At 45.0% G+C, this 25,080-nt stretch carries 23 protein-coding genes and 1 riboswitch; of the genes, 6 read left to right on the top strand and 17 right to left on the bottom strand.

Annotated elements, in window-relative coordinates; translation table 11 throughout:
• The first annotated feature begins 47 nt into the window (after positions 1–47).
• Positions 48–242: a hypothetical protein gene (locus J7623_RS09605; protein ID WP_291919633.1), complete on the top strand. Its 195-nt coding sequence runs from the start codon at positions 48–50 to the stop codon at positions 240–242.
• Here the strand turns inward: J7623_RS09605 and J7623_RS09610 are convergent.
• From J7623_RS09610 to J7623_RS09640, 7 genes are all read right to left on the bottom strand, one after another.
• Positions 223–912, bottom strand: coding sequence for a hypothetical protein (locus tag J7623_RS09610; protein WP_291919634.1), 690 nt, complete (start codon positions 910–912; stop codon positions 223–225). The two genes, J7623_RS09605 and J7623_RS09610, sit on opposite strands and share 20 nt — an antisense overlap.
• Before the next feature lie 52 nt (positions 913–964).
• Entirely contained in the window at positions 965–3,424 is a 2,460-nt protein-coding gene (locus J7623_RS09615; RefSeq protein WP_291919636.1) for a TIM-barrel domain-containing protein, read from the bottom strand.
• 137 nt (positions 3,425–3,561) lie between these two features.
• Positions 3,562–5,100, bottom strand: a complete 1,539-nt coding sequence (locus J7623_RS09620; protein WP_291919638.1) for a RagB/SusD family nutrient uptake outer membrane protein — start codon at positions 5,098–5,100, stop codon at positions 3,562–3,564.
• 22 nt (positions 5,101–5,122) lie between these two features.
• Positions 5,123–8,077, bottom strand: a complete 2,955-nt coding sequence (locus J7623_RS09625) for a SusC/RagA family TonB-linked outer membrane protein (RefSeq protein WP_291919640.1) — start codon at positions 8,075–8,077, stop codon at positions 5,123–5,125.
• Between the two features lie 379 nt (positions 8,078–8,456).
• A complete protein-coding gene (locus J7623_RS09630) occupies positions 8,457–10,058 on the bottom strand; it encodes a DUF6377 domain-containing protein (protein ID WP_291919641.1) in 1,602 nt (533 codons plus the stop codon).
• A 126-nt stretch (positions 10,059–10,184) separates the two neighbouring features.
• A complete protein-coding gene (locus tag J7623_RS09635) occupies positions 10,185–10,631 on the bottom strand; it encodes a copper resistance protein NlpE (RefSeq protein WP_291919643.1) in 447 nt (148 codons plus the stop codon).
• A 567-nt stretch (positions 10,632–11,198) separates the two neighbouring features.
• Positions 11,199–11,372, bottom strand: coding sequence for a lmo0937 family membrane protein (locus tag J7623_RS09640; RefSeq protein ID WP_366838678.1), 174 nt, complete (start codon positions 11,370–11,372; stop codon positions 11,199–11,201).
• 227 nt (positions 11,373–11,599) lie between these two features.
• On the opposite strand from J7623_RS09640, the gene J7623_RS09645 reads away from it, so the two are divergent.
• On the top strand, positions 11,600–12,052 hold the full coding sequence (locus J7623_RS09645) for a PA2169 family four-helix-bundle protein (protein WP_291919645.1): 453 nt from the start codon (positions 11,600–11,602) through the stop codon (positions 12,050–12,052).
• 425 nt (positions 12,053–12,477) lie between these two features.
• On the opposite strand, the gene thiH is transcribed toward J7623_RS09645, so the two are convergent.
• The 7 genes from thiH to thiS form a co-directional block, all read right to left on the bottom strand.
• The gene (gene thiH / locus J7623_RS09650) at positions 12,478–13,590 is read right to left on the bottom strand and encodes a 2-iminoacetate synthase ThiH (protein ID WP_291919647.1); all 1,113 of its coding nucleotides are present in this window, start codon (positions 13,588–13,590) and stop codon (positions 12,478–12,480) included.
• Positions 13,591–13,621: 31 nt separating this feature from the next.
• Positions 13,622–14,395 (bottom strand): thiazole synthase, encoded by a 774-nt coding sequence (locus tag J7623_RS09655; RefSeq protein WP_291919648.1) that lies wholly within the window; start codon positions 14,393–14,395, stop codon positions 13,622–13,624.
• On the bottom strand, positions 14,383–15,015 hold the full coding sequence (locus J7623_RS09660; RefSeq protein ID WP_291919650.1) for a thiamine phosphate synthase: 633 nt from the start codon (positions 15,013–15,015) through the stop codon (positions 14,383–14,385). The genes J7623_RS09655 and J7623_RS09660 overlap by 13 nt, the downstream gene beginning before the upstream one ends.
• Positions 15,012–15,764: a hydroxymethylpyrimidine/phosphomethylpyrimidine kinase gene (locus J7623_RS09665; RefSeq protein ID WP_291919652.1), complete on the bottom strand. Its 753-nt coding sequence runs from the start codon at positions 15,762–15,764 to the stop codon at positions 15,012–15,014. Before J7623_RS09665 ends, J7623_RS09660 begins: the two co-directional genes overlap by 4 nt.
• Positions 15,740–16,321 (bottom strand): thiamine phosphate synthase, encoded by a 582-nt coding sequence (locus tag J7623_RS09670; protein WP_291919653.1) that lies wholly within the window; start codon positions 16,319–16,321, stop codon positions 15,740–15,742. The genes J7623_RS09665 and J7623_RS09670 overlap by 25 nt, the downstream gene beginning before the upstream one ends.
• A gap of 20 nt (positions 16,322–16,341) precedes the next feature.
• A complete protein-coding gene (gene thiC / locus J7623_RS09675; RefSeq protein WP_291919655.1) occupies positions 16,342–18,198 on the bottom strand; it encodes a phosphomethylpyrimidine synthase ThiC in 1,857 nt (618 codons plus the stop codon).
• A gap of 84 nt (positions 18,199–18,282) precedes the next feature.
• Positions 18,283–18,486, bottom strand: a complete 204-nt coding sequence (thiS, locus tag J7623_RS09680) for a sulfur carrier protein ThiS (protein ID WP_291919657.1) — start codon at positions 18,484–18,486, stop codon at positions 18,283–18,285.
• A 52-nt stretch (positions 18,487–18,538) separates the two neighbouring features.
• Positions 18,539–18,645, bottom strand: a riboswitch (TPP riboswitch).
• A gap of 129 nt (positions 18,646–18,774) precedes the next feature.
• Here thiS and J7623_RS09685 point away from each other — a divergent pair.
• The gene (locus J7623_RS09685) at positions 18,775–19,251 is read left to right on the top strand and encodes a lipocalin family protein (RefSeq protein WP_291919658.1); all 477 of its coding nucleotides are present in this window, start codon (positions 18,775–18,777) and stop codon (positions 19,249–19,251) included.
• A 1-nt stretch (position 19,252) separates the two neighbouring features.
• Here J7623_RS09685 and J7623_RS09690 read toward each other — a convergent pair whose 3' ends face one another.
• From J7623_RS09690 to dnaN, 3 genes are all read right to left on the bottom strand, one after another.
• Complete coding sequence (locus tag J7623_RS09690; RefSeq protein ID WP_291919659.1) at positions 19,253–19,507, bottom strand: hypothetical protein; 255 nt, start codon at positions 19,505–19,507, stop codon at positions 19,253–19,255.
• A 42-nt stretch (positions 19,508–19,549) separates the two neighbouring features.
• On the bottom strand, positions 19,550–20,389 hold the full coding sequence (locus J7623_RS09695; RefSeq protein WP_291919662.1) for a sterol desaturase family protein: 840 nt from the start codon (positions 20,387–20,389) through the stop codon (positions 19,550–19,552).
• Positions 20,390–20,814: 425 nt separating this feature from the next.
• Positions 20,815–21,933 carry a DNA polymerase III subunit beta gene (dnaN, locus tag J7623_RS09700; protein WP_291919663.1) on the bottom strand — a complete coding sequence of 373 codons (1,119 nt, stop codon included), beginning with the start codon at positions 21,931–21,933 and terminating at the stop codon, positions 20,815–20,817.
• A 384-nt stretch (positions 21,934–22,317) separates the two neighbouring features.
• Between dnaN and J7623_RS09705 the strand changes: the two genes are divergently transcribed.
• The 3 genes from J7623_RS09705 (at position 22,318) to J7623_RS09715 (ending at position 25,066) form a co-directional block, all read left to right on the top strand.
• Positions 22,318–23,577 carry a pyridoxal phosphate-dependent aminotransferase gene (locus J7623_RS09705; protein ID WP_291919666.1) on the top strand — a complete coding sequence of 420 codons (1,260 nt, stop codon included), beginning with the start codon at positions 22,318–22,320 and terminating at the stop codon, positions 23,575–23,577.
• Between the two features lie 257 nt (positions 23,578–23,834).
• A complete protein-coding gene (locus J7623_RS09710; protein WP_291919667.1) occupies positions 23,835–24,440 on the top strand; it encodes a TetR/AcrR family transcriptional regulator in 606 nt (201 codons plus the stop codon).
• A gap of 11 nt (positions 24,441–24,451) precedes the next feature.
• Positions 24,452–25,066 carry a TetR/AcrR family transcriptional regulator gene (locus J7623_RS09715; RefSeq protein WP_291919669.1) on the top strand — a complete coding sequence of 205 codons (615 nt, stop codon included), beginning with the start codon at positions 24,452–24,454 and terminating at the stop codon, positions 25,064–25,066.
• The last annotated feature ends 14 nt before the right edge of the window (positions 25,067–25,080 follow it).

Here is a 25,080-nt window from a genome sequence, read left to right on the forward strand (position 1 = left end):
ATCAGTAACCGCTTCGCTTTCGCGGAATACGCGACCACGATAATATTATGGATATAGGCGTTAACGTTAGTGCCAATATGATGACGATGTATCATACTTCTGAGCGCATCACGGCCGGAATTGGTGTAGATGGGATGAAAACACTGGCCATACAGATATTGTATAGCGCACAAACCGGCGGTATTTGTACCTATGAAGATAATACCTACGAAATAGGCGCTACTATTCACCTTTTCCGGTAGTTGCCTTTCCTTTTTTGGGAGCAATCTGGTTGTAGATGGCTACCAGTGCGGAGCTATCCCGGCTAATGGTATCGATTCTGTTATTGGCCCATTTAAAATGATAGTAATCGTATGTTTCGGAAATGGGGGCAGTGGTATCATTCAGGTCTTCGCTGTAGTTGAATTGTTCCAAAATACCCATCCAGCCACTTTGTTGATGATGATATAGCCAGGAGGTTTTGGTCATGGCATCTCCGGCATCGCCCCATGACTCTGCCAGTTCCGTTTCAAATGTGATGGTATCGTTTTTCTTATGCCAGGCAAATAGCTTGATAGAAGAAGATTCGTAGTCAGAAGGGGTCCTGGTAATCAATCCAACAGTATTGGAGTCCAGGTCAAATTTGTAGCAGGCGTAGTATAAAGGTTCTTGTCCTTCATAGTAAGTAGGTAGTAAATTCAGCAGTATGGAGTCAATCTGTGTCCCCTGGTATCTCCATTTAGCGCGCTCGTTCTCTCTTTGATTGTCTATTTCTATAGTATCTCCCATGAGTGGTTGATATAATTTCAGCAACTGATTAATATCTGGCTTAGCTAAAGTATCGGAGGTAAGTAAGGTATGAGGATCTTGTTTGTTGGATGACGTCTTACAGGCTACGAGTCCAATAAAAAGAAGCAGTACATAATATTTCATTATTCAAATATAAAGAAGACCCCCCGGAAAATCCAGGGGGCCGTTCCTTTTATTACAAATCCACGTTAATGACCTGATTACCATTATCGAAGGTTGCCTGTTGTACAGCGCAACGCTCTGCCGGAATAGAAAACCCTTGCGGATCAAAACGGGAAATAGGTGAAAGGAAAGCATAACCGCTTGTTTGTAATGGCAGTTGGCTACCATTTACGGAGATGCTTTTTTGCTCATTAAAGCCGTGGAGTAATAATTTGATGTGATGAAATTTTGAAGTATAGCTGCCGGTTGATTTTTCGAAAATGATTTTTTTATTAGCCGGTTGATAAGAGATGGTACGTTGATAGTAGACGCCTTTTTCATTGTCAAAACTTTCTCCATCATCTTCATAATAAACAAAGGAATGCGGTTGTTCTCCTTTGTAAATATGTAGAAATAGCGTGTCTGACGGTTTCTCGGCGGTATTTTGTATTAACGACTGCATGGGTATAATGCTGCTTTCTTTCACATATACCGGCAGGGTTTTGATATTTAGTGGTGTGATCATTTCCTGGTTGCCGTTGGTAAGACTATCATTGTAGAGGTTGTACCATTTGCCGGCAGGGAAGTAAACCGCTCCAAATTCTTTGGTGCTTTCGAAAGGGGCAATCATAAAGGCGCTGCCATAGCCGTATTGATTCTGGAAGCGGGTATCATAAACTTTAGCATCAAAAGTATTGGTAAGGGCCAGGGTGCGCATAACGGGCATGCCGGTACGAGTGGCCTCATACATGGAGCTATACAGGTATGGAAGCAGTTGGTAGCGCAGGTTAACATAATTACGGGTAATTTCCAGTACTTCTTCTCCATATGCCCATGGCTCAGACGATTTGGTATTAACGCCTGTATGATTACGGAAGTAAGGAATGAACGCACCAATCTGCATCCAGCGGGCATAGAGGCTTACGGTAGGATTGCCGGTGAAGCCGCCAATATCCATCCCGGAAAATGGCATACCGCTAAGACCTAAGCTATTCAGCAGGCGTACCCCGAGTAGCATATGATCTTCTTCTGCGCGGTTGTCGCCGGTCCAGATGGCGCTATAGCGCTGAGAGCCGGCATAGGCGGCCCGGGTCAGCAGGAAAGGACGTTTCTTTAATTCTTCGCGGCTGCCTTCGTAGCTGGCGCGTACCATCTGAAGACCGTAAATATTATGTGCCTGTTGATGAGTAACCGGGTGACCTTCATAGTTGAATAATACGTTGTCGGGCATTTTTTGTCCCCAGGTGGCAATTTCATTCATGTCGTTCCAGATGCCGCGCACGCCATTCTGGATATACGATTTAATTTGCCCTTTCCACCAATCGCGGCCCTTTACACTGGTAAAGTCCGGGAAGTGGCACCAGCCGGGCCATACCTGGCCGGTATAATTTTGTCCATCACTATATTTGATGAAGATGTTTTCTTTTTTGCCGTTTTCATAAGCGGCGTAGCCATCCTCTACTTTAATGCCGGGATCAACAATCACGGTGAGTTTAAAGCCCATATTGCCCAGTTGTTTCGTGAGCTGGGACGGATTAGGGAAACGGTCTTTGTTCCAGGTAAATAGTTTGTAGGTATCCATGTAGTGGATGTCGAGGGTAATGCCATCCGAAGGAATTTTTTTCTCGCGGAGGGTTTGCGCGATGCGTAATACCTCAGTATCAGGGTAATAGCTGTAGCGGTTTTGTTGGTAGCCGAGGCTCCACAGAGGCGGCATAGGCATCCGGCCGGTAAGAGAGGTGTAAGAGGCAATGATATCAGCCATTTGCGGATGATAGATCAAATAGTAGTTCATCTCCCCTCCTCTTGCTCCAAAAGAAGAGAACCGGTTGTTGCTGGCGCCGAAATTAAAATCGCTTTGAAAGGTGTTGTCGAAGAAAATGCCGTAGTTAACATGGTGATGGATACCGATATAAAAAGGGATGGTAGCGTAGATGGGGTCCTGGTTGGTGGCGTAGCCGAACTTGTCGGAGTTCCAGTTCGTATAGCCTTCGCCTTTACGATCCAGGTTGCCGGTTTTTTCGCCCAATCCAATGAATCGTTCTCCTTCCTGCATTTTTTTGTAGGTGGTAACGTCATTGCCAATCCAGGAGGTGGTAAGCCCGGTTTCATCCTCGTTAATCACTTCTCCCGAAGGGGTAAAAAAATGGATGGAAAATGGATTTTTGGTGATACGAAATTGCAGGGAATCGGTAGTGACATTGATTTCTCGCTCATTTTGGGTAGTCTGTACCCGCGTGGTTACCGGTTGTGCGATCACGGCGTATGAAAAATCAGCCGCCAGTGGATGCTGGTCCATCCGTACGCGCACCACTGATGGACTGTATACGGTGATTTCAGCGTAGGCATTTTCCGCAGAGATCCGGATTTGTTGTCCTGAGATATTGACGGTGTTTATTTTGCCAATCGTTTTTACCGGGGTTTGTGCCTTAAGAGAAAGGCCGCACAGTAACAGTAGCCAGTTGGATTGCTTTAACAGCGATTTGATATTCATATGAGCGATTATTTCTACACAAAAAATTCCCTATCGCATTACAGACGTAATGCGTAACAGTGATATCAGTAATAAAAGGAAGGAGATGTTGCTGTCAGGCGGGATCTCTATGATCCCGCCTGTAGCAAAAGGATATTCTAGTAGCCTGGATTTTGTTTCAGGTTTGGATTTACAGCAAGGTCGCTGGTAGGAATTGGAAACAGCAGGTTCTTCTCATCATCTGTTGGTTTCAGTTGCCATGGCGTAAGGTATTTGCCGAAGCGGATCAGGTCTTGTCTTCTCCAGCCTTCCCAGTATAATTCGCGGCCTCTTTCAGCCAGCATTTGGGTGAGGTCCAATGTGAGTAAAGCGGAAGCACCACGTTTTATGCGAAGATCATTTACCAGTAGCAATGCGGCAGGAGCAGCACCTGTTCTGAGTAAGGCTTCTGCTTTCATCAATACGGCATCTGCATAGCGGAAGAATACAAAATCGTTGGTGGCTTCGCTACCGGATGAACCCATATCTGGTGGATATTTCACTACCCTGATACCAGACATTTCCACCTGGGAGCCTGTTGCTCTCAGCTCCACTTCAGGCGTGAAAACAAGAGGGCGTCCGCTTCTGTCCAGGATTTTGTTACCATTTTGATCATACTGCTGCCCTACCAGGAAACCTACTCTTAAGCCGGAAACATTGGTTACACCGGGATAGGCACCACCTAAGCGGGTATCAGTCGCTTCAAAGGAATTATAAAAATCAGATAAGGTGGTAAAGCCATTCCAGCCACTCGGGTTCTGGCTGTAGTGCAAGGTGCACATCCAGCGACAGTATACGTTGTTACCATTACGGGTATTGCTGATGCCGGGACCATTCTGTTGCGTGAAGATATTTTCATGAGATTTTGCATCATTATCTTTCGCAAAGTTTTCGAAATAATTTGCCTGGATGCTATAGCCACTGGCAGTTAGTTCGTCTGCCAGCGTAATCACTTTTTGCATATCCGCTGCATCAAAGGTGGGAGATTTCCTGTTCAGGAAAGCGCCTTTGTTGAGATAAATCTTCATCAGCAGGAAGCGTGCGGCATCTTTGTTGGCCACAAAGGCGTCTTTGGCAGTTGCTCTATCCGGCAGGTTCGCTATGATAGCGTTCAGTTCGGAGATGAGGAAATTCAGCCCATCTGCCGCGTTGAATACTTTGGGTGGTTCCAGTAAATTATCGCCTGGATTACGGAAAGGCACCTGGCCATACAGGTCAATCACAGAAAACATAGACCAGGCGCGTAAAAATCTGGCTTCTGCATCCTGTCTTGGTGTGGGGTGAAATGCCAATACGTTGGTAGCACTGAATTGCTCGAGGAGTAATGCGCTAAAGGTGTTTTGTATGTGTGCATGGTCTGCATCCCATTGATGTAAATGCAGTGCGCGCCAAACACCATTGTCATCCCAGTCTCCACCACGTGTGGGGCCCAGTGCTTCATCTGTACTGATTTCACTCATACCCCAGGTCTGGGAGAAGTCCTGGTAGGCATTCTGCAAATTATCATATGCGGTACCTAACAATTGGGACGCTTTAATAACTGAATCTGCCTGTTGTTGATTTAGGCTGCTTCCCAGGTCTTCCTTCAGGCTGCAGGCCGTGAAACCAATGCTGCAGGCTATTACCATGGCTGTTTTGAATATATGTTGAGTCGTCATTGTGATCTTTTTTAGCAGTAGATTATAAAGTAAAGTTTACACCAAACATAAAGGACCTTGCTGTTGGATAAGGAGAATACTCGATACCAAATGAGCTAACACCATTAATGTTTTTATCAGTATTTACTTCAGGATCAAATCCGGTATACTTTGTAATAACCAGCAGGTTTTGGCCGGTGAGCGACAATACAGCGCCTCTGAATACTTTGCCGACAGGTCCTACATTGTAAGAAAGCGTGAGGTTGTCCAGCTTCAGGAAGCTACCATTTTCCAGGTAGCGGGAAGAAGCGGCGGGTGAGTTGGTTTGTGCTTCTCCATTACCAACCAGTGATTTGGCAATGTTGCGGGAACCAAGGTTACCGATGGGTAATACTGTGTTGGCGGTATTGTTATACACCTGGAATCCGAATGCGCCATGGGAGCTACCAGAGAAACTCCATTTTTTATATTGTACGTAGGTATTGATACCCAGCAGCACTTTAGGATTGGGATTGGTCATATAATAAAGGGTCTTGCCATCGTTGGCGTAAATGCTCATGCCTTTATCATCAAAACCTTCAAATTTCCTCAGGTAGAAAGTATTCAGCGGATATCCGTTTGCCAGGCGTTGGGAGGTTACACCAGATACACCTTGTCCGTCAATAGAGCCGGTATTAACAGTAGGGCCGGAATAACCAGACATTTCATTTTTCAGCCAGGTACCATTTACACCCAGGTCCCATACCCAGTCTTTGGTTTGAACGATAGTACCTTTAAGGGATAATTCCACACCGGTATTCATCACCTTACCAGGTAAGTTGATCCAATAGCTGGAGGCCGGGGCCGGTTGAATAGCCGGGAAGCTGAACAACAGGTTGGTGGTGTTTTTCAGGAAGTAATCCAATGTACCGCTTAACCTGTTTTTCAGGATGGCGAAATCCACTCCCACGTTCAGTTGTTTGGAGTCTTCCCATTTCAGGTCAGGGTTAGGAACGTTGCTCAGATTGGCTTTGTTACCCGGAGTAAGGGTATATTGTGCCTGTGCTGCGCCAGCGGGGAATTCCTGGTTACCGGTAATACCATAGCCTGCTCTCAATCCCAGGTTGTTGAAAAAGGTATTGCCTTTCATGAAATCTTCGTTGGTGATATTCCATTTAGCAGCGAAGGAAGGGAAATAGCCATAGCGATTGTTGGCGCCGAACTTGCTGGATCCGTCAGCCCTCATGGTAGCGGTCAGGATATATTTGTCTTTTGCGTTAACGGTTACCCTGCCAAAGAAAGACTGCAATTCGGAGGATGGGTTCCTGAACGAACTGATATTAGTATTTACCTGGGAGGTAGACTGGAATATGTTCGTGTAACCGACAGCGTTGGTAGGGAAGCCTTTGGCACCGATACCTACGCCGGAATAAGCAAATTTCTGGTATTCATATCCTACCATGGCAGTGAGGTTCCAGGCGCTGGAGAGCTGCTTGTTATAGGTCAGGGTATTGTTGAATAATTGGGTGGTGAGTTCTGCAGTATTGTAAGCTGCGATACCTACACCGAGTACCTGGTCAATGTTAATGGTAGAGTCCAGGGAAGCTCTTCTTTGTCCAATCTGATGATTTACGCTGTACATAGCGCGGTATTCCCAGTTGTCGTTGAATTTGAAGTAGGGAGATACACTGGCCAGTACATAACTGATATTCGCTTTATCATCGTAGCCTTGCGACATATTCATTGGATTGATCGCCTGGTTTTTGGCCAGGATGTTCAGTGATCCATCTGGTTTGGTGAGTGCTACCGTAGGATTCCACTGTAAAGCTTGTCCGATTAAGCTGCCGGTGAAGCCGGCGTTATTGGAGATGGGCGCCAGTTGCTCATTGGTTTGAGCCGCCATAATGCTATAGTCGATCCCCAATTTTCTACTTTCCAGGAATTTACTTTGACCATTCAGGGTAGCGGTATATTTTTTCAAACCGGTTTTTTTAACGATACCCTGTTGATCCTGTAACCCGAAGGAAGCTCTGTAGCGGCTGGTTTCGCTGCCTCCACTGATGGCCACATGCACATTTTGTGTAACGCCTGTCCGGAGAATAGAGCCAAGGCCGTCTGAACTGGAGCCGCCATCGCCGCTGGTGAAGTTATATTTTTTTAAGGCGGCACGGTATTCATCTGCATTCAGTACATCCAGTTTCTTCATGATATTACTCATACCTACAGAGTAGTTCACATCTACTGTTGCAGCACCTGCAGTGCCTTTTTTAGTATTGATGATAATTACCCCGTTTGATCCGCGGGATCCATAGATAGCGGTAGCAGAAGCATCCTTCAATACTTCCATGGTGGCGATATCATTATTATTAATAAAGTTGAGCGGGTTGGCATCAGGTGTTTGACCTAGTCCGGTAAGGTTGAGTGAGGGACGGGCAATACGTCCGTCTAAGGGTACTCCGTCTATCACATAAAGTGGCTGATTACCGGAACGAACGGACGATACACCCCTGATCCTCACGGTAGCGGAGGCGCCGGGCGCTCCGTTATTGTTAAGTATCATGAGGCCGGATACCTTACCCTGGATCAGTTGATCAGGGGCTGAGGTGATTCCTTTATTGAAATCGGCGGCTTTTACCTGTGCAATAGCGCCGGTTAAATCTTTTTTCCTGGTAGTGCCATATCCAACTACCACAACATCGGTAAGGGTGGTATTTTCCTGGGTCAGTTGTATATTGACCGTTGTTTTGTTGGCAATACTTATTTCCTGTGGTGTATAACCGATGAAGCTTACTATTAAGGCGCTGGCTCCCGGAGCAACAGACAGCTTAAAAGCTCCGTCGGCATCCGTGGTAGTACCACTTTGGGTGCCTTTTATTTGTACAGAGGCGCCAGGAATGGCTACACCGCTTTTGTCGGTGATCTTCCCGGTAATTGTCTTGTTCTGGGCCATAGCCATACCGGGTAAGGCAAATAACAGCATGCACAGAAAAAGATTTTTGATGAATCTTGTTTTAAGCATAAAGTGGATTTTTTAAGCAGTCAACGGTGCTGCTACGTGGATTAAATGTTTTTCATTATTTAAGTGAACGGAAATAAGGCGTTGCTTGCAGAGAATGCCTCGGCAGTTTATCAACGTGGATTAAATTGTTTTTTGAAACGACCGGTGTCGTTTTGTTTTCTTTGAATGGTTTTTTAGAACAAGTTAGATTTTTGGTTTTTTCTACTGATGAGTCAAAATAAAAACACTATCAGCAGGGTAACAAGTATTACAGTTAAAATATAGAAAATAAACCCGAAAGTGCCAAATGTAAGGGTTGATGCTGATTGATTATCAGTACATTATATACATATATAAAATATTTATATATTGGTAGAATGAAGAGATATTCTGCCTGTTTTTAGAGTGCTTTGATGCTCATAATGCGGTTTTCAAACTCTTCATTGGGTATTAAAGACCGCTTTTTGATTTTGGTTTTGTAGGCATAAATGGTGTTGACAGAATACTCCAGGATGCTGGCAATTTTTTCGTTATCGCTGATACCTATCCGGATAAGTGCGAAGATCCGGATGTCTGTATTCAGTAATTCATTCTCTTTTAATACTACCTGGTTTTCTTTGTCAAAGAGGGCATTGAACTCCGTTACAAAATGAGGGAATATTTTGAGGAATACCCGGTCGAAGTTGGTAAATAATTCTTCTCTTTCCTGCCGGATATTAATATTGTTGACCACAAACTTCAGTTCATTCGGTTTGTTATCGGCGAGCTTTTGTTCCAGGCTTTGTTTCAGTTTTTCTATTTTCCCGATATAGGTGGCATTGATATTAAAGCAATAGCCAACATACTCTTCCTTTATTTTATTGGCTTCCAGTAACTGGTTATTGATTTCCTGCTGCTTCAAATGGGCGGCTGTAATAATCCGCTGGGCGACCTTGAGCTTTTGCACCTGCCGGAATACAGTAATGGCCAATACTACCAGGGCAATCAGCAATATGGTAACAATTGCTGCATAAATCAGCAACGATTTGGTTCTTTCTTCTGCAGTATTAATTCTTTCATGCTCAATAATGGGTAAAATACTACTTACCATTACTTTTCGCTGGCGGGCGCCGTAAAATACCGCTTCCCCTATGGCGCGTTCGATGCAGTGTGATGCATTTTTGATATCTCCCCTTTCAAATAACAGGGTCGCCAAACTGTAACTCGCCATAGTTTCCTTGGTAGATGACCGGATGTCTGCAATGGCGGAACGGGTCATCAGGGCGATGGCAGTATCGGTATTATGCAGGGCCTCATAAATGGCACCCAGTGTACAGGCGGATACGGCCAGCTTACGATCGCTGATACCGGGTGTATCCAGGTTGGGATAAATAGCCAGGGCCCCGGCCACATCCCCCATTTTAAATAATTGCAGCCCTTTATTATACCGGTACTCAAATGAATTAACGGGTATCAGCTCCAGGGCGGAATCAATATAAGCGCTGGCTTGTTTTATATAAGAGGGGGTGTAGTATTTGTCCTGGTTATAATCTGCCAGGTCGAAATACAACCGGCTTTTCATCAGGTAAAATTCAATCCGGATACTATCTGGCGCGCCAGTGGCGTCTATTGTATTTACATAAGCCGCTGTTTCCGTGAACATGCCGGACGAAAGCAACACGTAGCCGATCTTAATTTTGGAGGCGGTGATATATACCGGATCATGTAATTGTATGGCCAACTGTTCCAGCTGCCGGGCATATACAAAGGCAGAATCGAAGTTGAATACTTTATAAGCGTTATAGAGTTGTTCGTAGATGTGAAATCGCCCGGTGGGATTATTGGCTACAGCCGGCAAGCCGCGCTTGATGCTATCAATACCTCTTAATTTAATGGAATCATAGACGGCTGATTTTTCCATGGCTTTATTCAACTCCCTGAGCAAACTGTCGGTAGACGTTTGACTATAGGCATGGGTAGCAGTTATCAGTAGCAAAATCAGATAGCCCAAAAATCGATTCATAACATGATTGAGTGATAAAAGGTCACAAGGTCAACGCTAAATTTAAGCGACTTTTTTGATAAAATGTAAAGCGCCGGTTTATTTTAAACCGGCACCTGGTTATCATTCAATTTTGTTGTAAAAATGCTATAAAACCTTTTTTAGGGTGTAATTATGATTACTTTCTATGACGCGTTGCTCTATATCAAGCATCTTGAGTTCATCAATATTCACCTGTTGAAAATAGCGTTGAAGGTTTTTGTCTTTGTCGGGGTTGAGTTGTATCACTGTGGCGGAGGGGTCAGATGGAGTACCATGTAGCACCACATAATTGCCTTCACTGGGAAAGGTCTGGTTTTTACCAAGGTAGGTTTCTTTCATAGTGAAGCTGGTTTCCGGTTTCCGGTGCAGGGTAAGTTCTGTTACAATGCCTTCACAGTCGGCGCAGGGTAACGTACCTGTATAAGTTACCTGGGCAGCAGTATCTGCATCTGTCGATTGGGTTGCCGTACTATCTGTTCCTCCGATGTGTTTACCGGTCTGTTGGCAGGCGGCAAAGATGACACATACTAACAATAATGGCAAGCGTTTCATAAAGCAGGTTTTTTTCTGAAGATAACAACGCCGGGGCGCTATTGTTTTTAACGTATTACATCAAAAGCAGGAAACTGACATGGTATTATTGTTCCAGGTACTATTGCGCCGTGGTAACCCAATTTTGCTCAAGGAGGTAATATCAAAAGACCGGATTTTGAGATAAGGAGTTTGATCGGATAATAATTTGGCGGCAACGTTTTCCGGGGGAAATCGGTTCATTACTGGCAGTACCGGCAGTTGCAATTTTGCCTGACAATGCATAAGCTGATAAAGAGACATAAAATGGGATAACAAGATGTTTCAAAAGGGTTTGTTTAGGCAGCCTAAGATAACAAAATCCGGTAGAATTGAAAGCTCTGTCTGGTTACGGGGTGCACTGGTTTTTTACTGGATGAAAATACCATGCATTGATAACTATTAACTGTATCTGTGGCAGTTTTTAAGCCTGACAACAGCCAATGCAACAAAGTCTTCTCGTCTACCGGATTAAAGCGTTCCCCTTCAAATGTTTTTTAAAAGTGAGTATACCAAACCGGGTACGTCATTAGTAGCTAAATCGTAATCCTATACCGCTCTGCCTCTGATAATATTGATGAGGATCGCAATAATAGCCAGCACAAGCAAGGCATGTATTAATGATCCCGCGGAATAAACAAAGAACCCAAGTATCCATCCTATAATTAGAATTACGGCGATTAAATAAAGAAGGCTATTCATTGTTTCAAGGATTTGATTCATAAATTATCTCCAAAAAATTTATGCCAATCCGGTAATTGCTTTGTTTACAGCCATCTTAATATCGTTGACCCTGCTGTGTTGTGGAACCTTCTCCACCATCCGGGACAAAAAAGGGCGGGTGCCGCCGGTATATTTCTCTGGAAGTACTTGTTGATAAAGGGTTTGGTAAAATGGAAACATTTTTGAAAATGAAAAGGTACCTATCTTTTTAACCTAAAATTTTTACTATGCTTCAGGAAGATAAATTGGTAACCCTCTTAAGTGATCTTATCAAAATCAATAACGACCGGATAGAAGGGTACAAGATAGCAAAGGATGCCAGTGATGACGCGGATGTAAAAGCTTTGTTTCAGCATATGATCAACGACAGTGTGAAATTTGTGGAGGCGTTAAATCAGCAATTAGCGGCTCAGGGAGTAGATGGAATTACCGCAGGAACTATCAGCGGCAAAATATATCGGACCTGGATGTCTGTAAAAACCATTTTTACCGGGACCGACCGGTATTCTCTTTTTTCTTCCTGTGAATATGGGGAAGATGCAGTACAACGCGCCTATGCAGATGCACTGAGCAGTGATGTTACAATGCCTTATAGCGTACGGGAGATGATTGCCAGCCAGCGGGCCTGGCTAAAAGAAGCGCATGATACCATTAAAAGCTACCGGGATGTGGTCAGCTAACGAGCATTTTGTGCATTTGGCTGATATCTGTTCTTTTTGTTCATATCACTGCTTACTGTTGTTGTTCAGCATGGCCATACTACTTTTGATATGATTAGATTCCAATCATACTTATCTTAATAAGTAATATGGCAACTACGGGATTTTCGGTACAGGGCTGCTTCAGCGTTTGAAGCAGCCCTTTTTTATTGCCTTCCGGGCCCAGGCCAGAGCTTGTTCATTCCTGAAAAGCGAAGTTAAAAAGAGGGACTTGTTCATTTAAATCTGGTCTGTTCATTTTGTTCAGTTTGATTTGCCCCTTTTTAAATTCTATTAGCCGCCCTATCTTTAGGATGATTGAGAGAAGTAATTCAACAAATATATATGTTTTAACCTCCCCATGAAAAACAACAATAATAACCAGGTGGTCTAACCAACCACCTTTTTTATTGTCCCGAAAAAGCAGGATCCCAATCTTTCCAAACCGGCTCATACCCCTTCCCTTTCAGCATTTCCGCAATAACCGCTGCACTTCGCTCATCCGAAATTTCAAACTGTTCCAGCGATTGCGCATCTACCACGTACCCACCCGGATTGGTTTTGGAAGCCGCACTCATGGCCGTAATACCCAAATGGATAATATGATCCCTGAACGTTTCCTCTTCCCGGGTAGAAATGCTAAGTTCTACCTCCTGGTTCAGTAACCGATAGGCACAAATCAACTGCACCAGTTCCCGGTCGGTCATCACTACTTTAGGCGTAAGCCCCCCGGAAAATGGCCGCAGGCGTGGAAAAGAAATGCTATACTTCGTTTGCCAGTATGTTTTCTCCAGGTAACCCAGGTGAAGGGCCGTAAAAAAACTGTCGGTTCGCCAGTCTTCCAGCCCTATCAGTACGCCCAGCCCCATTTTGTGAATACCTGCACGCCCCAGCCGGTCCGGTGTTTCCAGCCGGTACTCAAAGTTCGATTTACGCCCTTTGGGATGATGCTTTTTATAATCGTCCTGGTGATAGGTTTCCTGGTATACCAGTACGGCATGTAACCCCTCTGCTGTTAATTCCCGGTAGTCCTCCTCGTCCATCGGTTGCACTTCCATAGAGATGTTCGAGAAATGAGGCCGGAGCAATTGCAGTACTTTTTTGAAGTAGTCGGTGCCTACCTGTTGATGCGCTTCCCCGGTTACCAGCAACACATGATCGAACCCCATTTCCTTGATAGCAGCTGTTTCCATTAGTATTTCCGCCGGACTGAGAGTTTTCCTTTTGATTTTGTTATCTAAACTAAATCCACAATACGTGCAGATATTCTGGCATTCGTTGGAGAGATACATCGGGATGTATAACTGCATGGTGTTACCAAAGCGTTGCCGGGTGAGGGTGTTACTAATGGCTGCCATTTGTGCGAGGTAAGGCGCCGCCGCCGGTGAAATGAGGGCGGCAAAGTCGTCCAGCGAACGACGTTGATGATGCAACGCCTGCTCCACATCCCTGGATGTTTTAGCATAGATACCGGCTTTTACCTCGTTCCACTCATACTGATCAAATATGCTTTTAAACATAATGATGGATTAAATAGATGATAAAATTGAATTATGCTTCATCCAGGAAAGCAATTAATGGACTGGAGGCAATGGCCTGCTGACTGCTGCCGGGTAAACCGGCTTCATAGGCGATACGTCCCGCTTCTACTGCGGCTTTAAATGCTACTGCCATCTGTACCGGGTTACGGGCAACGGCAATCGCGGTATTCACCAACACCGCGCTGGCACCCATTTCCATGGCCTGTGCTGCATGAGAAGGGGCGCCAATACCTGCGTCTACAATCACAGGAATATTGCTTTGCGCAATAATGATTTCCAGGAAATCGGCGGTTTTTAGTCCTTTGTTACTGCCTATGGGAGAGCCTAAAGGCATGACAGCAGCGGTCCCTACTTCCTCCAGCCGCTTGCATAACACGGGGTCTGCATGCACATAAGGCAATACGATGAATCCCAGCTTTACCAGCTCTGTAGCCGCTAGCAGGGTTTCTACCGGATCCGGCATCAGGTAGCGGGGATCAGGATGTATTTCCAGCTTGATCCAGTTGGTTTCAAGTGCTTCCCTGGCCAGTTGTGCTGCATATACCGCTTCTTTGGCCGTACGTACGCCGGAGGTATTGGGTAACAGGTTGAGTTGCGGATGTTGCAGGTGCTGCAGCATATCATCTGCTTTGTTATCCATTTCCACCCGTTTGAGCGCCACCGTCACCAGCTCGCTACCCGAAGCCAGTAGTGCGCTTTCCATGATATCGGGAGAAGAAAACTTGCCGGTACCGGTAAACAACCGGGATGAAAACTGCTTGCCGGCGATGATTAGAGGCTCCATGTAGGGGTATGGTTTAACTGTTGATGAATATGATGAACGATATTTTGCTTGTCCATGGCCTGCGTAACAAGACCGCTTACAGCAATACCGTGTACGCCGGCTTCCATCAGGGCCGGGATGTCATCCAGCAAAATGCCGCCGATGGCAATAACGGGGACGGCTATATTCCTTTCTTTTAACGCCTGTAAAATTTGCTGATAGCCGGCCAGACCCAGTATAGGACTCAGGTTTTGTTTGGTAGTAGTGAACCTGTAAGGCCCCACGCCTACATAACTGGCGCCATCTGTTACGTGTTGAAGAATGTCGTCGAGAGTATTGGCGGTGCCACCGACTATTATGTTGTTGCCGGTGATGGCCCTGGCAGCGGCTACTGTCATATCCAGGCGGCCTACGTGTACGCCTGTGGCGCCCACTGCCACTGCAATATGTGGGTAGTCGTTGATGATCAACGATGCTTTATATTGGTCGCAGATTTTTTTTACCGCTTCGGCTGCCGGTAAAACAGTGTCGGGTGTTTCGTTTTTGATGCGCAACTGGATCCATTTACAGCCGGCATCGAGTGCCGCGGTAATGTTGCCAATATGGTCCGGTTGCGATATGTAGTGCAATTTGCTGATCATATGTAATGATATCCTGTTAATGATGAATGACTGGCCAGCAGCTTTTCCGTATAGGTTTTGCCGTTAGCACATGCGTCGTGTAATGATTGGCCGTTGGCCAGGCCGGCGGTAATGGCAGCTGATAATACACAACCGGAGCCGTGTTTGGGATATACTTTCTTTAATACCGGTTCAAAGCTATGTATCACATCCCCGGTGTATAAAGTATCATATCCCGGCTTGTTTTTATGATGTCCGCCCTTCAGCAATACTGCGCACCATTCAGATAATTTCCTGGCGGCGGCTTCGCCGTCTGTGAGCCCTGTTAACGCCAACGCCTCATCGTAGTTAGGGGTAAGCAGGTATAACTCTGGTAGCAACTCTTTCCAGGCCTGCTGTTGTATATGGCCATGGAAAGTAAAGCCTGCAGATGCTTTCAGGACGGGATCCAGGATAATACGGATACCGGGCGACATTAACTTCACCTGCCTCACTAATTCCAGTAGCGACTGAATATCTGCCATGATCCCGATTTTGCAATACCGGAGCAAATCGTTTCCCAGCAAGGGTTTCGCCTGTGCCAGTATATGCGTTACCGATAGCCACTCTACAGATACAAATTGTTCAGGAGTTTGCACCGTAAGGGCGGTACATACGCCATAGCCGGTTACCCGGTGTTGTTCGAAAGTTTTAATGTCTGCCAGTAAACCTGCGCCCCCACTGGGATCCAGACCGGCAAAGCTCATCACGTAAGGTCGCTCTTGTTCCATAATTCCTGAATGCGATAATAATTTTCGACGGCTTTCGCCGGCGTTTGCCAGACGGCGCCCAGTAAAGCGGCGCCATCAAACTGCCATTTTTTTAATGAGATGATATTGGTATGGTCCACACCGCCTAAAGCAAGTACCGGCCGGTGGTCTTTGTTGGTCAGCGTACCTGCCGCCCTGCCGGTATAGCCGGGTTTGGAAATGCTATCGAATACCGGGCTTAACAGCAAAACTGAATAACGTTTACTCATTACCGTTATTTCGTCTGCCGAGTGTATGCCGATGCTGTTTTCTGAGTATGCTGCAGCAGCATGAAAGGTATTGGCAGCTTTGCTCCAATGTACGCCGGCCAGCCCGTATTCTGTTGCCAGCAGAGGCTCATCGCGGATCAGCAGCCGGCCGTAATAGTCCGGAGGAATACCTTCCAGCAGTGCCCGGTACTGTTCCTGTGTCCATCCCGGTTTTCTGAGCACTACCCGCGAAGCCCCGGCTGATAATAGCCCGGATATTATCTGTACTTCTTCGTGTATACGTTCAGGTGATGTGATGACCCAAATCAAAATTGTTTTTTTGAATGTAGTTATAAATAAATTTCTCCACCCTGTGCGGCAAAGGCGGCAGCTTTTTCTTTCAAACCTGCATCTACAGCTAGCTCCGCTTCCATGCCCTGTTCTGCTGCAAAAGCCCTTACTTCCTGGGTAATTTTCATTGAGCAGAAATTAGGTCCGCACATAGAGCAGAAGTGCGCTATTTTAGCTCCTTCTGCAGGGAGCGTTTCATCGTGGTACGACCGGGCAGTTTCAGGATCCAATGCTAAATTGAACTGGTCTTCCCAGCGGAATTCAAACCGGGCTTTGCTGAGTGCGTTGTCGCGGTGTTGAGCGCCCGGATGGCCTTTGGCGAGGTCGGCGGCATGAGCAGCAATTTTATAAGTGATCACACCTTGCCGAACATCTTCTTTATTAGGTAAACCCAGGTGTTCTTTAGGCGTAACGTAGCAAAGCATGGCGCAGCCAAACCAGCCTATCATAGCGGCACCGATGCCGGAAGTAATGTGATCGTATCCGGGTGCAATATCAGTGGTTAGGGGTCCTAATGTATAAAATGGTGCTTCATGGCAATGTTCGAGTTGCTTTTCCATGTTAGCTTTGATGAGATGCATCGGTACGTGTCCGGGTCCTTCGATCATCACCTGTACCTGGTGTTTCCAGGCTATTTTAGTCAGCTCACCAAGGGTTTCTAATTCTGCAAACTGCGCGGCATCATTTGCATCGGCGATGCTACCGGGGCGTAATCCATCTCCCAAAGAAAATGCTACATCATAGGCTTTCATGATTTCGCAGATTTCTTCAAAGTGCGTATACAGGAAGTTTTCTTTGTGATGTGCCAGGCACCATTTAGCCATAATAGAGCCACCACGGGAAACAATACCGGTGACACGTTTGGCGGTAAGCGGTATATATCTTAATAAAACACCTGCGTGAATGGTAAAGTAATCTACGCCTTGTTCTGCTTGTTCAATCAGGGTGTCGCGGAAAATTTCCCAGGTAAGATCGGCAGCTTTTCCATTCACTTTTTCGAGAGCCTGGTAAATGGGAACGGTGCCAATGGGTACGGGTGAGTTCCGGATAATCCATTCTCTTGTTTCGTGGATATTTTTGCCGGTGCTCAGATCCATGATGGTATCGGCGCCCCAGCGGCAGGCCCATACGGATTTTTCTACTTCTTCTTCAATACTGGAGCTCACGGCGGAGTTACCGATGTTGGCGTTAATTTTCACCAGGAAATTGCGGCCGATGATCATGGGTTCACTTTCCGGGTGATTGATATTAGAAGGGATAATAGCTCTGCCGGCAGCAATTTCCTGCCTTACAAATTCAGGGGTAATGTACTTTACGGGTGTGTTGGCACCGAAGCTATGGCCTTTGTGTTGATGCCAGAGGGCGTTATTTTCTTCATATAATTTATCTGCGCATTGATTTTCGCGGATAGCGATATATTCCATTTCAGGTGTAATAATACCTTGCTGTGCATAATGGAGTTGAGTAACATTTTGCCCGGATTTAGCGCGTAGTGGTTTATGGGTAAGGCTCATCAGTGGCATCTTCCCACCTTCCTGCATGAGGCTTCTCACAAAAGGACTGGTGTACTGCGGCAGTTGTTCTACATCCTTTCTGGCGTGAATCCATTCTTCACGAATGCGGGGAATACCGGTGCTAACGTCTATGGGTATATTGGGGTCAGAGAATGCGCCACTGGTATCGTATACCACTACAGGTGCGTTAGGTGTAGATGCACCGTTTCCACCGTCGATACGTGTATCTGTCAACGTTATTTTGCGCATCGCTACCTTTATGGGATGGATATGGCCGTCTACATAGATTTTTTCTGATGCAGGAAAGGGTGTGCGACTGATTGTCGCAGGCTGTTGTTGCATGATGTCTGGATTTTTACAGATAGAAATGTCCGTTCCGTAATAGGGTACTACGGAAAGGGATATACGAAATTTAATCAACGGAGATTAGCCGCCTTGTGTGGCCCGGATAATAGTAATATTATCTGCAGCTGACAACGATTGGTTTTCCCAATGAATTTTGGGTATTACCTGGTTGTTAACGGCAACTGCGATGCCTTTTTGAGCAGAGAGTTGAATAAACTGTAAGAGTGCAGCAATGGTTGTTCCTGGCTGCACCGCATAAAGTTTATTGTTTACATGCACTTCCATGTTGAATTGGAATTAAGGTGAAACAATAAACTTTAAGGATGTGGAAGATGAGAAAGGTTCAGTTACTTTTCCCTACGGCAGTCCGAACTGCTTCAGGTACTGAGGGTATCATCTCAGTTTATCCGCCGGTAAGGTGGATAAACACCCCTAAAGTGTGGACGTAAAAGTAAGGCAATTTTTTAGAAATTGCGAATTACAAATTACGAATTACGGATTTGTGAGGAGATCATTTGCTTTTATCTTCTCACAAATCCGTAATTCGTAATTTGTAATTCGTAATTTTAAAGCATGGTAAGAATCAATTTAGTGTGTTTATTGATATTAGCTGTGGCGTGTAATGGAGGAAAACATAAGGAAGAGAATAAGGAGGAGTTGTATAATGATAGCAGCCTGGTTAGTATCGCAGACAGCAGTAATGCCGGCATTACTGACAGCATCGCTGCTGTTGCGGATACGCTGCATGTGGATGCAGCTAAGCTCATAGGGATGTGGATTCAGCCTGTAGCAGGCCTGGATAAGGAAATGCAGGGTTTTCAACTAAGAAAGAACGGAACTGCCAGGTCCATTAACATGTATACACTGGTATACGAGAAATGGAGGTTGACGCACGACACCTTGTTATTATGGAATCATTCCGAAGGTGTAAAAGACACGTCCACTATTGTGGATACGACTATTATTAAAGAACTGTCAGATACTTCGCTGGTATTATTTCCTGTAAAGGCCGCTGAGGGCTATGTGGAAAAATACCATAAACGGAACTAAATCAGTTATACAGTTGCCATAATCCTACGAGGCAGGCTACTACTGCCATGAATATACCTGCGGCGGCGAGTTGCATATCGTCGATATTTTTTCTTCCGATAAATAAAGAGATAAGACCTAATACGATCGCTACGGAACCGGCGGTAACGGCATAGCTGGGCGTTTTGGTGGTGAAGGCGAATGCGGCCGATAATACACCAATAATGAGCGCTGATACGCAGGCTGTTTTAGTCAGAGCTGTTGAGTGTTGTTGCATATGTATTCGAGTTTTAAAAACAGGTGAAGGATAAAAATTTGCTTATAGGTTGTGATGTTGACTGCTTACTTTTTCTGCTGCCACTCCGGTAGTTTCCCAGGGCACTTTTAACAGGGGGCCTATTCCCTGGTAACGGGGATCCTGGTATTCATCTAAACCATAACGAATGGAAAGGGTATCGGGCACTTTCACGAAGGTGCCGAAGATCCGGTCCCATATAGAAAATATATTGGCATAATTGGCGTCTGTTTGAGGTTGGTAATGGCTGTGGTGTACCTTGTGCATGTCGGGTGATACAATGATCCAGCTGAGTGCATTATCCAGCCATTGCGGCAGGTGGATATTGGCGTGGCTGAACTGTGAAAACACGACCGACAGGCTTTGATACAACATGATCATCCAGAAGGGAACACCCAGTATAAGGATGGACGCAAAGAGCGCGATGATCCGGAACAGGCTTTCCACCGGATGGTGCCTGAGGGCAGTGGTAGCGTCTATCTCTGTATCTATATGATGTATTTTATGGAATTGCCACATCCATGCAGTTTTATGTTGTACCCAGTGAATGAGCCATGCGGCGAAAAAGTCCAGCAACATTATGGCCAGTACTGCATGTAACCACAGCGGAAGCTGTACCAGGTATAGGAGCCCAAACCGGTTGGTGCTGGTCCATTGTGAGGCTTTAACAATAAGAAAAGCCAGCCCTGTGTTTACGATTACGGTGGTAAGGGTAAAGAACAGGTTAGTACCCGCGTGTTTATAGCGATTGCCGCCAAAGCGGAATCTTGGTACCATGCCTTCCAGTATCCATAATAACAGGAGTCCTCCCACTAAAATAGCCGTACGGTAAACAGATGGAATATGTTCAAAAAAGCTTACCATAAAAGGTAATTATATATAGTTGTACTAATACTTCGCTTTATTGGTTTTCCTGACCAGGCCAACAAAATCTATACGGAGGATACGGGGAAGTGATATTGTAATATAATACACAGCACATATATGCGTTACTGTTATTATCTCTGCGTTACGGTCCTGAACCTGGCGGGTGAGTTTCTCCCCCTGATTCCAATGAAAAATTACAACTATTTAGGGAATAATAAAAGGCTCTTTTGAGCCATGGATAAAGAAAATAGCAAGCTCCTGGGGAGTATCGTATTATATATTACTTTAAAGCTAAAAGCATAAAGCTGAAAGCAAAAAGCTATAAAAGCGAATGACCTAAGCGGGTATTTTCATTACTCATCCGCTTAGGTCATTCGCTTTTATAGCTTTTTGCTTTCAGCTTTATGCTTTTAGCTTAATCTTTAGTTATTCAGCATCAGTGGCATTACCAGCATCAGCAGATCTTCGTTTTCTTCTTTTTCAGAAGGACGGAGAATACCTGCTTTGGTGGCGGTAGCGAGGTCGATAGAGATTTCATCGCCTTCTGCTGCGTTCAACATTTCGATGAGGAATTTCGCATTAAAAGCAATTTGCATATCATCACCGGTGTACTGGCAGCTCATGCGCTCATTACCTTCGAAAGAGAAATCCACATCCTGTGCAGAGAGTTGTAATTCGCTGCCGGTGATGCTGAGGGCTACCTGGTTGGTGCTCTTATTAGCGAACACGCCTACACGTTTTAACGCATTCTGGAAGTCGCTTTTTACCACGGTGAGGCGGTAAGGATTATCTTTTGGTATAACCACCTTATAGTCAGGGAAACGGGCGTCAATGAGGCGGCAGATCATCTGGGCGCCTTCGTGCTGCACGAAGAAGTGGTTCTGGCTATAAGCGATTTTAATTGGTGTTTCGTTATCCGGCAGGGCAGATTTCAGCAGGTTCAGCGGCTTTTTAGGTACGATGAAGCTGTCTGCCTGTGGAGAGGTAACGTCTGTTCTTACATATTTCACCAGGCGATGTGCATCGGTGGCTACGAAAGTAAGGCTGCCTGGAGCGATTTCGAAGAATACGCCGGTCATCGCAGGGCGCAGATCATCGTTGCTCACTGCAAACAGGGTTTTATTGATAGCGGTTACCAGGCCTGTGGCAGACATGGTAAAAGACGTGGTGTCGTCAGCAGCAGGTTCTTTCGGGAAGTTTTCCGGATTTTCGCCCATTACCTTGTACTTACCATTGTCTGAAGTAATTTCTACCGCGTAGGAATTAAGGTCAATGTGGAAAGTGAGGGGCTGGTCAGGCAGATTTTTGAGAGAATCCATCAGGATTTTTGCCGGGATACAGATACGACCGCTTTCCTTGGCTTCCACCTCCAGCTTCACCCGCATAACAGTTTCCAGGTCAGTAGCAACTACAGTCAGTTCGTTTTTGTCAATCAGGAATAGGAAATCCTCCAGTATAGGCAATACTGTGTTGGAATTGATAACCCCGCTGATCTGTTGTAATTGTTTTAATAAAGTAGAGGAAGAAACAATAAATTTCATGAGTTATATAAGTTTGCTTATCATTTTTTGTTCTTGGGTAACCATTAAGGCAGGTGGCCTGATTCACATGTTACCTTGCATAAAAGGTCAAATGTACTGTAAACAAAGATAGAAAGTTTTGTCATTCTCCCTAATTTCATCACATCTTATACACTAAGATAACGCGGTTTTACACAACGATTTGTGAGCCTCCAAACATTTGTTTTTAATATAATACTAAACAAAAAGACAGAAAAAATGGATTTTGTTTAGATAAGACATAATATCTCGTCTTGATTATTGAATAATGTGAAAAGAATTCCCCGATTCTTTTAAATTATCTTCAAATCGGTTACTTTTGCCGCGCTAAAAAAAATTATTCCAAACCAACAAAAAAAGCAGGTTATGAAACTGTCTCATTTAGCCGAAACACTGATTGGATCCGAAATCATTAAGTTAGCAGCTGAAATAAAGGAGAAACAGGCCAAGGGTGAGAAGATTTACAATTTCACCATAGGCGATTTTGACCCGAAGGTATTTCCCATCCCGGTTGAATTTGAACAGGAAATCATAACAGCCTATAAGGAGCACCTCACTAACTACCCTCCTGCTGATGGTATCGCGGAGTTAAGACAGGCAGTAGGTGATTTTATAGCTGAGCGTGAAGGTCTCTCCTACGATCCAGCCAAGGAAATCGTGATTTCCTGCGGTGGTCGTCCTATCATTTATGCTACGTTCAGAACTATCCTGGACCGTGGTGAAAAAGTAGTGTATGCTACTCCTTCCTGGAACAATAACCACTACACCCACTTCCTGGAAGCAGAACACGTAGTGTTGGAAACCAAACCGGAAAACTTCTTCATGCCTACCGCGGCTGAACTGAAGCCACTGCTGAAAGGAGCTAACCTCCTGGCGCTTTGCTCTCCGCAAAACCCTACCGGTACTGCCTTTGGCAAACAACAACTGGAAGAAATCTGCGACCTCGTGATCGCAGAAAATAAAAGCAGGGGTGCCGACGAAAAGCCACTCTACGTGCTGTTCGACCAGATGTACTGGGTACTCACCTTCGGTGAAACTCACCACTACAACCCGGTTTCTCTCCGTCCTGAAATGAAAGACTATACTGTGTTCATTGATGGTATGAGTAAAGCCTTCGCCGCTACCGGCGTAAGAGTGGGTTGGGCTTTAGGACCCGCACATGTAATCGGTAAAATGAAATCTATTCTCTCTCACGTAGGTGCCTGGAGCCCAATGGCAGAACAAAAAGCAGCTGCCCGCTACCTGGTACAGAAAGAGAATGTAAATACTTACCTGAAACACTTTAAAGGTGAAATCGAAGAAAGACTGGTAAAAATATACCAGGGCTTCGATAAGCTGAAAAATGCCGGCCACCAGGTAGAAGCTATTGCACCACAGGCTGCTATTTACCTGACCGTTAAGTTTGACCTCGTAGGTAAGAAAACTGCTGAAGGTACTGTCCTCGCTGATCAGGCTGCTGTTACTTCTTACATCCTGAATGAAGCGAAGCTGGCCCTGGTACCGTTCTATGCCTTCGGATCTGCTAAAAATTCTCCGTGGTACCGCCTCAGCGTTGGTACTTGCGTAAAAGAAGAGATCCCGGCAATGTTCGAAAAACTGCAGGCGGCACTGGAAAAGTTGGCCTAAAAATAAAGAGCAGAAAGCATAAAGCGGAAAGCAAAAAGCTATTGAAGCGATTGAAAGAAGCGAGTATTTAAATTACTTATTCGCTTCTTTCAATCGCTTCAATAGCTTTTTGCTTTCCGCTTTATGCTTTCTGCTCTTTTTCTTCCCTTTGACTTTTTTCGTCGAAAAGTTAAAAACCTGTTAAATGGTCAACTTTCGTTACTATTTCCGAAAAACTTCCTAATTTTGACCTTGAAACTAAAAAAGTCAAAAAGTTAATGCAAACAGAAGCTAAAGATGAAATGCGGGATAAAATCCTGGACGCGGCTCTGAAGCGTTTTACTCACTATGGCGCTTCGAAAACAACGATGAACGAAATAGCAGATGATCTTCACTGCTCCAAAGCATCGCTGTATTACTACTTCCCGGACAAAAAAGCCCTGCATACAGCCGTACTGCTAAAAATTGCGGAAGCCTATTTCCAGGCAATGGAAAAAGAGGCAGCAGAATTGAAGTCGGCTGCGCAGGCATTATATAATATTATCGATCTGCGAAAAGAATTTATCAGTAAATTCTGTCGCCTCGAATTATTCCAAATTATACAAGATAATACCACCTTCTTCCTGGCGGAAAAAAAGAAAGCCAAACAAAGAGAATTTAATATCCATACGGACATCATTAAAGCAGGTATTGCTTCCGGAGAATTTAATGCAACAGATCCTGCGCTAATCGCCGAATTACTGGTACAAGCTACCATGGGCCTGCGCTTTTCTGTACCTGATCATATCCGCGAAGACATGGACCTGGATGATGAAATGATGGATGCCATCATAGAAAAACAAAAACAACTGCTGGAGATCTTCATTAAAGGACTAAAAGCATAATAACGGAAATCATGGTGGTGAGAGAACGGATACTGGAAACGGCGCTGAAAATGTTCAGGACCTATGGAGTGAAAGGTGTGACGATGTTCGACATTGCCCGTGATTGCGGTATCTCGAAGAAGACAGTATACGAGCATTTTGTAGACAAACAGGCGTTGATAGATGAAGGGATGCAGCAGTTGTTAACTAATCATATTAATTATTTTACCGCATCACTGCAAACCACAGCTGATGCAATTGAAGAAATGGTGCGTAACATGAAATATGTTACCAGCATAGCCAAAACCCTTAACCCGGTGATGTTGTATGAAATCCAGAAGTACCATCCGGACACCTGGAAGAGTATTGAGAGTTTTAAGGGAGATACAATACTATGTAATATCAAAGACAATCTAAAACGAGGTACGACGGAAGGCCTATATCGTCAAAACCTCCACATTGATATTGTAGCACGTATGCGCCAGCTACAACTGGAAGCCGCATTTGATCCGGTGCAATACCCCGCAGATCAGTTTGACCTGCACGCGGTAATGGAACAGGTAACCGCCCATTTTATACTGGGCATTGCCACCATCAAAGGACATAAGCTGGCTAACCAGTACCTGCATATAAAAGAAGACGAATAAACGACTACGCTAAC

Source organism: Chitinophaga sp., from assembly GCF_017745275.1.
Lineage (GTDB): Bacteria > Bacteroidota > Bacteroidia > Chitinophagales > Chitinophagaceae > Chitinophaga.